At 71.5% G+C, this 10,178-nt stretch carries 9 protein-coding genes and 1 pseudogene; all 10 read right to left on the bottom strand.

The window, feature by feature from the left end:
• Window positions 1-50 precede the first annotated feature (50 nt).
• Window positions 51-620 carry an NUDIX hydrolase gene (locus tag G6021_RS01755; protein WP_182640536.1) on the bottom strand — a complete coding sequence of 190 codons (570 nt, stop codon included), beginning with the start codon at window positions 618-620 and terminating at the stop codon, window positions 51-53.
• A gap of 137 nt (window positions 621-757) precedes the next feature.
• A pseudogene (locus tag G6021_RS01750) lies at window positions 758-2,437 on the bottom strand (CTP synthase); the annotation flags it as partial.
• Window positions 2,438-2,513: 76 nt separating this feature from the next.
• Window positions 2,514-3,446: a copper transporter gene (locus G6021_RS01745; protein WP_241731263.1), complete on the bottom strand. Its 933-nt coding sequence runs from the start codon at window positions 3,444-3,446 to the stop codon at window positions 2,514-2,516.
• Window positions 3,443-4,615: a putative cytokinetic ring protein SteA gene (steA, locus tag G6021_RS01740; RefSeq protein WP_182639297.1), complete on the bottom strand. Its 1,173-nt coding sequence runs from the start codon at window positions 4,613-4,615 to the stop codon at window positions 3,443-3,445. Before steA ends, G6021_RS01745 begins: the two co-directional genes overlap by 4 nt.
• A gap of 59 nt (window positions 4,616-4,674) precedes the next feature.
• Entirely contained in the window at window positions 4,675-6,420 is a 1,746-nt protein-coding gene (gene recN, locus G6021_RS01735) for a DNA repair protein RecN (protein WP_182640535.1), read from the bottom strand.
• Between the two features lie 9 nt (window positions 6,421-6,429).
• Window positions 6,430-7,359 (bottom strand): NAD kinase, encoded by a 930-nt coding sequence (locus G6021_RS01730; protein ID WP_182639299.1) that lies wholly within the window; start codon window positions 7,357-7,359, stop codon window positions 6,430-6,432.
• Entirely contained in the window at window positions 7,356-8,174 is an 819-nt protein-coding gene (locus tag G6021_RS01725) for a TlyA family RNA methyltransferase (RefSeq protein ID WP_277817761.1), read from the bottom strand. Before G6021_RS01725 ends, G6021_RS01730 begins: the two co-directional genes overlap by 4 nt.
• On the bottom strand, window positions 8,174-8,389 hold the full coding sequence (locus tag G6021_RS01720) for a hypothetical protein (RefSeq protein WP_304814591.1): 216 nt from the start codon (window positions 8,387-8,389) through the stop codon (window positions 8,174-8,176). The genes G6021_RS01725 and G6021_RS01720 overlap by 1 nt, the downstream gene beginning before the upstream one ends.
• A 10-nt stretch (window positions 8,390-8,399) precedes the next feature.
• Window positions 8,400-9,398, bottom strand: a complete 999-nt coding sequence (locus tag G6021_RS01715) for an HAD-IIA family hydrolase (protein WP_304814589.1) — start codon at window positions 9,396-9,398, stop codon at window positions 8,400-8,402.
• A gap of 5 nt (window positions 9,399-9,403) precedes the next feature.
• Window positions 9,404-10,178: hypothetical protein (locus G6021_RS01710; RefSeq protein ID WP_182640534.1), on the bottom strand; the 775-nt coding region annotated here is incomplete at its 5' end.

Here is a 10,178-nt window from a genome sequence, read left to right as displayed (position 1 = left end):
GTCCGACCGGGTCATCGCGGCACGGCCGGCGTCATCGCCAGGACGCCCCGTCAGCGCCCGGCGATCGACGCGCGCGCGGCGAGGATGCCGGCCACGGCGATGCCGTTGACGATCCGCCCGTCCAGGACGGCGTCCACGGCCTCGGAGAACGGCATCCGGGCCACCTCCATGTCCGCCTCCTCGTGCATGGCCTCCGGCCGGGTCACCTCGCGCAGGCCCCTGGCCAGGAACACGTGGACGCGTTCGGTGCAGAATCCCGGCGACGGAACGATCGAGATCACCGGTTCCCAGGATCTCGCCTCCAGCCCGGTCTCCTCGACCAGTTCGCGCTGCGCGGTCTGGACCGGCTGTTCGCCGTCGACGTCGCACAGTCCGGCCGGCAGTTCCCAGAGCCGCTCCCCCACCGCGTGGCGGTACTGACGGACCAGCGTCACCTGATCGGAGTCATCGAGGGCGATGACCGCGACAGCGTCGTCGTGACCGCAGATCTCGCGGTCGGCGGTGCTCCCGCCCGGCATCGTGAGGGTGTCCACACGAAGCCGGACGATCCGGCCGTCGAAGACCTCCCGACTGGCGATGGTGCGGTACTCGTGCGACCCGGGGGCACCGGAGTCGGTCACCTCGATCAGCTCCCGTCCGAGCGGACGTCGGAGGTCAGCTCGGCATCGACGTCATCGGCACGCACGCTGGACGTCTTGGCGTCCGGAGCGGCGACGGTTGCGTGAGCGGACCCACCCGACTGGTCGGCCCGCCACGGCTCGACCGGCAGTCGCATCTCGTTCTCGTAGTCCAGGGCCGCCTTGATGAACGCGGCGAACAGCGGGTGGGGGCGTGTCGGCCGCGACTTGTACTCGGGGTGGGCCTGGGTGGCCACGAAGAAGGGGTGCTGCTCCGGCGGGTACTCGACGAACTCCACCAGGTGGCCGTCGGGCGAGGTGCCGGAGAACCGCAGACCGGACTCGGCGACCTTGTCGCGGTAGGCGTTGTTGACCTCGAACCGGTGTCGGTGCCGTTCGGAGATCTCCGTGGCGCCGTAGGCCTCCGCCACCAGGGACCCCTTGGTGAGCACGGCCGGGTACGCGCCCAGGCGCATCGTCCCGCCGAGATCGGCGTTGCCGGCCACCGCGTCGACCTGGTCCGCCATCGTGGAGATCACCGGATGCTCGGTGTCCGGCTCGAACTCGCTGGACGAGGCCCCGTCGAGCCCGACCGACCGGGCCGCCTCGATGACCGAACACTGCAGGCCCAGACACAGTCCGAGCAACGGGATGCGGTTCTTCCGCGACCACGAGATGGCGCCCAGCTTGCCCTCGATCCCACGGATACCGAAACCGCCGGGGATCAGCATGCCGTCGACGCCCCGGAGGGCCTCCCGCGCGCCGGCCTCGGTGGCACAGGCGTCGGACTCCACCCACCGGATGTTGACCCTCGCCCGGTGGGCGAACCCGCCTGCGCGCAGGGCCTCGGTCACCGACAGATAGGCGTCGGGCAGGTCGATGTACTTGCCCACCAGGGCGATCTCGACCTCCTCGCGCGGTTCGTGGACTCGCTTGAGGAGTTCACCCCACACGGTCCAGTCGACGTCCCGGAAGGGCAGGTTGAGCTTGCGGATGACGTGGGTGTCGAGATGCTCACCGAACAGCACCTTCGGGATGTCGTAGATGCTCGGGGCGTCGGGGGTGGAGACCACGCCCTCGAGGTCCACGTCGCACATGAGCGCGATCTTGGACTTGAGCCCGTCCGGCACCTCGCGGTCGCACCGCAGGACGAGGCCGTCCGGGACGATACCGATGGACCGCAGCGCCGCCACGGAGTGCTGGGTGGGCTTGGTCTTGAGTTCACCCGACGGTGCGAGGTACGGCACCAGTGAGACGTGGAGGAAGAAGATGTTCTCGCGTCCGACCTCGTGGCGGACCTGCCGGCAGGCCTCCAGGAAGGGCTGGGACTCGATGTCGCCGACCGTGCCACCGACCTCGGTGATCACCACGTCGGGGCGGCGGCCCTGCTCATCGGGCGCGCCCATCGCGATGATGCGTTCCTTGATCGCGTCGGTGATGTGCGGGATCACCTGGACGGTGTCCCCGAGGTACTCGCCGCGACGCTCCTTGGCGATGACGGCCGAGTACACCTGGCCGGTCGTGACGTTGGCGTTGGCGCTCAGGTCGCGGTCGAGGAAGCGCTCGTAGTGCCCCAGGTCGAGGTCGGCCTCCGCACCGTCCTCGGTGACGAACACCTCCCCGTGCTGGAACGGGTTCATCGTCCCCGGGTCCACGTTGATGTACGGGTCCAGCTTCTGCATGGTCACGCGGAGTCCGCGCGCGGTCAGAAGCTGCCCCAGGCTGGAGGCGGTGAGCCCCTTACCCAGCGACGACGCCACGCCACCGGTGACGAAGATGTGCTTGGTCGCGGACCGCGATGCGGCTCGGTTCAGTGCCAAGGGGACTCCCGTGTCCAGACGCCGGAATGGATGAATGCTGGTGTGGCTCCGGTGCACCCCACGGGGCTTCAGGCTATCACCGAGCGGGCGCGGTGGGGAGCGACGGCACCGCCGCGGTCGCATCCGGGCGCAGCCCGTAGTGTCCCTGCCCCCGCGCGAGCTGCTCCGCCAGCGAGAGCCCCGTGGCCAGCCGGCCGGAGTCCGAGCCCGCGGAGTCGACGGTCGAGACACCGTCCTCGCCGGAGGAGCGCAGCACGGTGACCGCGTCGTAACCCTGAGCGCCCGTGAGTTCGGCCGACACGACCGCTCCCGCGCCCTCGCGGTCCAGGGTCCGCGCGAACGAGGCCACCCGGACCGCGGTCGACTCGGCCTCGCCGGGGCCTGTGACGACCAGCGCCAGCTGACCTGGTCTCAGGGTGCCGGGTTCGAACTCGACGAGTCCCGCGTCCGACAGGGTGGTGAGGACCGTCTCGCGGTCGTCGTCGTCGAGGTGTGGTTCCGCGTCCTCGGTCCGCAGCAACCCGGCACGGCCCACGGCGGTACCCAGTTGGGTCCCCAGGTCCGCATCGGTGGCCGGTGCGTCTCCGATCGGCAGGTTGGCCACGAGTGCCTGGACCTCGGCGTCGGCATCCGGGTCGACGGCCTTGTCGGTGAGTGTCACCCGTCCTGCGGCGATGCCGCCGGCCGCACCGATGACGTCGACGGCGGCGCTGACGTCCTCGTCGGACGCCCCGGGGGCCACCACGACCAGCACGGGGCGATCCTCGAGGGTGCCGTCCAGTACCGGCCGGGCGAGCTCACCGGCCATGTCGTCGAGCCGGTCGACGGCGAGTCGCCGTTCGGCCGACTCGGCCCGGGTCGACTCGAGTTGCGCCGCCGTCGTCTCCTCGCGGTCGACCACCGCGTCCCGGATCGACGTCGCCACGGATGTCGACCCCAGGACCACCCCCAGCCCCAGGGCCAGGAACACGGCGACCAGCGTGAGAACGTGGCGACGCAGAGAGATCAACGGACGAGCCCCTGGACCCAGAGGGCGAAGGTGTTCCATGCGTCGATGGCCCAGATAAGCAGGTCCTGGGCGGAGTCGCGGGCGACCACCACCGCGGCCACCGCGATGAGCGCCGCGAGCACCACGAGGGCCAGCCCGATCCCGGCACCTCGCGAGCGGTACAGAGTCGCGCACGCGTCGGCGTGGACGAGGCGGGACGACACGGCGGTGTCGACCATGGTCGACGACGGTGCGGAGGAGGCGCCGAACGCGTTCTCGAGTCCGCGGTCGTCGCCGGTCACCACGATCATCTCGGCTCCGCCGTGGAAGGCCAGCAGCAGGGCCATGTCGCGTGCGGTCGCCGCGGCGGGGAACGTGGTGGCCCCCACGCCCAGCTCCGTGACCCGCTCGAGCCCCTCGGCCCTGCCGTCGCGATCCGCCGGCACGACCAGGACCGCGCCGTCCGTGAGCACCTCGTCGGAGACCCCGGTGGGGGTCGCGACCACGACGTCGGCGGAGATCCGGGCCGCACGCAGCAGTTCGGCTCCCCCGTCCACACCCACGACCAGCGGTCGGTACTCCTTCATGAAGGGCTTGAGATCGGAGAGCTGCGCCTCCGAGGCCCGGTCCCCGGTCACCACCACCACGTGGCGACCGGTGAAGTCCACGTCGATCCCGGGAAGGCCCTCGCCGTCGAGGAGCAACTGGTGCTCGAGGCTGAGGAACTCCGTGGCGTTGGCCAGGTGCGCCAGCGCGGACTCGACGTACCCGTTCTCCGCGGCGTGGACCTCGGAGAGGAGGGTCTCGGGGCCGACCTCACGGCCGCTGGCCAGCTGGCCCTCGGTCTTGACCGAGTAGACCACGCCCTCGTCGATGCGGACCCGGGTCCCGTCCTCGACCTCGGCGAGGTCCGCGTCCTCGATGACGGGGATGGTCGACGAGGCGAGGATCCGGAACGCGGCACGGGGCAGCATCTCCTCACCGGGGCGCGGCACGTGGACGACGGCGGCGACATCGGCCTCGACGACGGCGCGGGCGGTGGCCGCCGACGTCCGGTCGAGGTCGAGCACGGCGACGTCCTTGGAGCCGAGCTTGCGGGGGACCGGTGATCCCGCCCGGACCTGGCGGACGGTACCGACCACACCGGCGAGATCGTTGGAGCGGCGATTGAGCAGACCCGTCATCTTCATGTGCCCGAGTATCACGCGTGTGATTCGAGTGACGAGGGAGGTCGGTTCGGCGTGTCGGATTAACGGTCGACTTGAGCTTGAGACTTCTCCGACTGCGCCTTGCCGAGGAGCTCCTCGGCATGCGCGAGACCGGTGTCGGTGTCCTCCATCCCGGCGAGCATCCGCGCGAGTTCGATGACCCTGTCCGAATCGTCGACCGCGCGCACACCGGACACGACACCGTCCCCACCCGTGGAGTCCGCGGCCTTGTGGATCACGAGGTGCGTGTCCGCGTACGCGGCGACCTGCGCGAGGTGGGTCACGGCGATCACCTGGTGGGTCCTGGCCAACCTGGCCAGACGCTTGCCGATGCTCAGCGCGGCGCGTCCACCCACTCCTGCGTCCACCTCGTCGAACACCAACGTCCCGCCACCGGAACGTTCCGCCAGGACGACCTCCAGGGCCAGCATCACCCTGGACAGCTCGCCGCCGGAGGCCCCCCGGCCCAACGGGACGACCCCCGACGGCCCGTCGAGAGCCAGTTCCACGTCGTCCAGGCCGGACTCCGTCGCGGCGGCGAGGCCGTCCCCGGCAGGGGTGACCCTGACGACCAGCCCGGCTCCGCCCATGGACAGCTCGGCCAGCTCCGAGGTGACGCGTCGTGCGAGGTCCTCCCCCGCCGCCCTGCGGATGGCGGTGAGCTCGGCGCCCCGCTCCTCCAGCTCGAGGGCGAGCCTCGCGACCGTGGCCGTGAGGTCGGCCACAGCGGAGTCGGAGGTGTCCACCTCGGACAGGCGGATGCGCGCCTTCGCGGCCCATTCGATCACGTCGTCCACGTCGGTCCCGTACTTCCGGGTGAGCGCCCTGAGATCATGCCGTCTCTCGAGCGCCGCATCGAGGTCGGCCGCGTCCACCGGGAGTTCGGCCAGATAGAGGCCGAGCTCGGTCGCGGCGTCCCCCAGCGCGGCGACGGCCTGGTCGATACTCGTGGCGATGGGATCCAGGGCGGGGTCCCCCGCCCCCGCGAGCCGCTGCCGCAATTGATCCAGGACGTTGACGACCGGCTCCGCGGTCTCTCCGTCTCCCGTCAGGGTCTCGTGCGCCTGCCCGGCCACCTCACGCAACTCCTCCGAGTCGGTGAGACGCCGGATGACCGCGTCGAGCTCGGCCTCCTCCCCCGGTCTGGGGTCCAGGGCGTCGATCTCGTCGAGCCCGTGGCGCAGCAGGTCGGCCTCGCGGGCCAGCTCGCGGGCGCGCCCCGTGCGCTCTGCCAGCGACCTCTCGGCCTCACGCCACCGGTGGAAGGTCTCCCGGTACGCCCTGAGTGCGACCCGCGCCCGCTCGCCCCCGTGGGAGTCGACCGCCTCGCGCTGCCGGTCCGGACGCAGGAGCCGGAGCTGGTCGTTCTGGCCGTGGACCGCGAGTACCGGGGAACAGAACCGGGCCAGGGTGCCGGCGGGCACCGACCGACCACCCAACCGGGCCCGGGAGCGTCCGTCGGCGCCGACCCGGCGGGCCGCGATCACCGTCCCGTCCTCGTCGAGCTCAACGTCCGCCTCCTCGAGGAGTCTGTCGAGCTGCTCTCTGTCCTCGGAAGCCATCGTCGCCGCGGCGGCCAGGTCGAACCGCCCCTCCACCACGGCCTTGTCGGCACCGCGGCGAACCCGGCCCGGATCGGCGCGCCCCCCGGCCAGAAGCCTCAGACCGGTGACGACCATGGTCTTGCCGGCGCCGGTCTCACCGGTCAGGACCGACAGGCCCGGGGCGAAATCGGCCACGGCCTCGTCGATGACGCCGAGTCCGCTGATCCGAAGTTCCGTGAGCACGCACCCACCCTAGGGGAGGGGGCGGGCGGCGGACCGGCCACGCCACCCGGTCACCGGGAGTTCGAACTTGGTCACCAGTCGGTCCGTGAACGGTGAGTCGTCCAATCGCACCCACTTGACCGGCCTCCGGCCGCGCACCACCTCCACGCGGCTACCGGCGGGGGCGTCGACCAGCCGCCGCCCGTCGAGCACGACCACCGCGGGCCCCGACCGGGTCCCGGTCTCCACGGCGACACGCGAACTCGGCGCCACCACCATGGGCCGGGCGAACAGGGCATGGGCGTTGTTCGGGACCACCAGGATCGCGTCGAGCTCCGGCCAGACGATCGGCCCTCCCGCGGAGAACGCGTAGGCCGTCGACCCGGTCGGGGTCGACACGAGCATGCCGTCGCACCCGTAGTCGCTCACCGGTCGCCCATCGATCTCGACCGACGCCTCGAGGACGCCCTGCCGGGAGACCTTCTCGATACTCACCTCGTTGAGCGCCCAGTCGTGGCCGAGGACGGTGTCCCCGTGCATGACGGTGGCCTCGACCGTCATGCGCTCGACCACCCGGTAGTCCCGGTCGGCGATCTGTTCGACGACCCCGTGCAGCGAGGAGACCTCCGACTCGGCGAGGAACCCGACATGCCCGAGGTTGACCCCCAGCACCGGCACATCGGCCGCGGTGGCGTACTGACACGCCCGCAGGAACGTCCCGTCCCCACCCAGGACCAGGACGAGCTCGCACCCGTCGGCGGCGTGCGGAGTGTCGGCGACCGAGTCCACGCCCGTCCCCGTGGCGACGTTCTCACTCGTGTCGGCGAGCATCCGCACCGCGATCCCCCGGTTCGCGCAGGCGTCGACGACCTGGGCGACGATGGCGACGATGTCCGGCCGCTCGATATTGGCCTCGAGCAGGATCCGGCGGGGCGTCCCCTGACCTGTCATGTCCGTCATCTCGGCCCCTCCTCCACGGCGCGGTGGATGGCGTCCGACGCCTGGTGTGTCAGCTCCACCGGGGCGCCCGACCCGTTCTTGCGGAGATGGAGGAAGTACTCGACGTTCCCGGACGGCCCCGGGAGCGGGCTGGCCACGCAGCCGAGGGCCTCCAGACCGAGCGCCGCAGCGGCGCGCGCGACACCCGTGACCGCCTCGATCCGGAGGGCGGGGTCGCGGACGACGCCACCCTGGCCGACCCGCTCGCGGCCCACCTCGAACTGCGGTTTGACCATCGGCAGCAGATCCCCACCGGTGCGGACGCACGCGGTCAGTGCGGGCAGGACGAGCGGGAGGGAGATGAAGGACAGGTCCGAGACCACCACGTCCACCTCGCCCCCGATGTCCTCGGGAGTGAGGGATCGCACGTTGGTCTTGTCGTGGACCCCGACGCGACCGTCGCTGCGCAGGCGCCACACGAGTTGCCCGTAGCCCACGTCCACCGCCTCGACGCGGGCGGCACCACGTGAGAGCAGAACGTCGGTGAAGCCTCCCGTGGAGGCACCTGCGTCGAGACAGCGCGCACCGTCGACGCGCACACCGAAGGCGTCCAGCGCACCGATGAGTTTGTGGGCTCCCCGGGAGGCCCAGTCCGGTTCGTTCGACGCGGCGAGCGCGATCGAGGTGGTGGGCTCCACCTGGGTCGCGGGTTTGCTGGCCGCCACCCCGTTGACGATCACACGCCCGGAGCCGATGAGGTCCCGGGCCCGTTCCCGACTGTCACACATCCTGCGGCGGACCAGCTCGGCGTCCAGGCGCCTCCGTGTGACCGCCATCAGCGGGCGGCGTCCAGGACGGAGAGCGCTCGGGCGAGCAGGTCATGAGCGGCGTCCAGGGCCCGGACCTGATCGTCGCGGACCACCCCGCCGTCATCGCCGTCGGCCGTCGACGGCCCGACGGAGTCGGCGAGGAGATCGTCGAACGCCGAGCGGAGCTCGTCGACGTCCGGGCCCACGGGGCCTGGAAGTGGTGTCGGTCCGGGAGTGCTCACGCGGACCACGCTAGCCCACGACGAGTCCCGCATCGGCGAGCCGCGACCGCGCACCGTCACCGGGATCCGCGAGTGCGGTCACCCCGTGCAGCCACGCCTGACGGATGACGCTGCGCGCGAGGTCGACGCCACTCAACGTCTCCGGGATCCCCTGCAGGTGAAGAGACCCGTCCAGCACCCTCGCGTCGAGTCCGGCGGCCGACTCGATATGACTCGACTCGGGCGGCGCCGCGAGCGCCGAGAGGTCCCGGGCCAGGTGAGTGGCGCGACGACGCTCCTCGGCGACCAGCAGGTCGGCCGTCCCGTGGACACCGGTCAGGACCAGAAGTGAGGGCATGTCGGCCGCGACCGCCCCTTCGATGTCGGTGTCGAGCCTGTCGCCGATGACCAGTGGACGCGTCGCGCCGACGAGGTCGGCGGCGGCCCTGAGCACCCCGGCGGCCGGTTTCCCCGCCACGACGGGTTCGCGGTCCGTCGCCGCACGAAGCGCCGCGACCAGCGAGCCGTTGCCGGGGAGCAGGCCCCGCTCGGTGGGTAGCGTCGTGTCGGTGTTGGAGGCCACCCACGGAACCCCACGGCGGATCGCGAGGCACCCCTCGGCGAGGTCGCCCCAGGTCAGCTCGCGGGACAGCCCCTGGAGGACCACCTCCGGATGGTCGTCGGCCGAGTGGACGACCTCGTAGCCAGCCTCCCTGGCGAGGTCGCGGAAGCTGTCGTGGCCCACCACGAGAACCCTCGCGCCGGCGTCGACGTGATCGACCAACATCATCACCGCCGCCTGGGCACTCGTCATGACATCGGACGCGCGGGCGGTGAAACCCAGGTCGCGGAGGTGTGCCGCGGTGTCGGCGGGAGCACGGCTCGCGTTGTTGGTCACGTAGACCACCGGGAGCCCCGAGGCGTCCAGTGCCTCGGCCGCGCCCGGTACGGGCTCGGAACCTCGGATGAGCGTCCCGTCGAGGTCCACGAGAAGTGCGTCGTGCAGATCCGACAGAGTGGCTGGTGACACCGGGGTCAGTCCTCGAGCTCCGCCAGGCGCGACTCCGCGTCCGTGTGATGATCAGGGTCGGCCGCCACCGCATGGCCGAACCATGCGGCGGCCTCGTCCTTCCGACCGGACGCCAGCAGCACCTCCGCGTACGCGTAGTCCAACCGTGCCGCCTCCTCGCCCACCGCCGCCGGATCGGCTCCGGCGTCCTGGAGGGTCACCAGGGCGGCATCGAGCTGGCCCATGTCCACCCGCGCACCGGCTTCGACGATGCGCAGTTCCACGAGGTCCTCACCGGAGACCTGGCGGGACTCCTCCCCCCGGGCGAGCTCGATGGCCTTCTGCGGGCGCTCGAGACCCCGCTCGCAGTCGGCCATCATCGCGAGCAGACCGGGACCTCCCGAGATCCGTCGGGCCGCACGCAGTTCCCCGAGGGCCTCGGACCACTCACGGGCCCGGTAGGCGAGCACTCCGAGGGTCTCCCGGACGACGCCTATCCGCCCGGCGCGATTCTTCGCGGCCCGCCCGTGGGCGAGGGCCAGCTCGGGATCGTCGTCCACGAAATGCATCGCCGCGACCAGGTGCCGAGCCACCAGCTCGGCGTTCGCCTTGTCCAGCCCACGGAGGTCCCGCCTGATCTCCATGTCGAGATCTGCGGCCTCGATCTCGTCGGGGAGGGCCGGTTCGTCGACCCGCGCTGCCTGGCGGGCGTCCTGACCGGGGCGACCGGCGGATCGCCGGTCGTCGAACTGCCGTCCGCCACCGCGCGACTCACCGCGGGACGCCCCACCGCGGCGGTCG

Origin of the sequence: Dietzia sp. CW19 (genome assembly GCF_014145265.1) — a bacterium.
In the GTDB taxonomy this organism is placed as follows: domain Bacteria; phylum Actinomycetota; class Actinomycetes; order Mycobacteriales; family Mycobacteriaceae; genus Dietzia; species Dietzia natronolimnaea.
The sequence above is the reverse complement of the archived record's forward strand: the minus strand, read 5'-3'. Positions and strand labels throughout refer to the sequence as shown.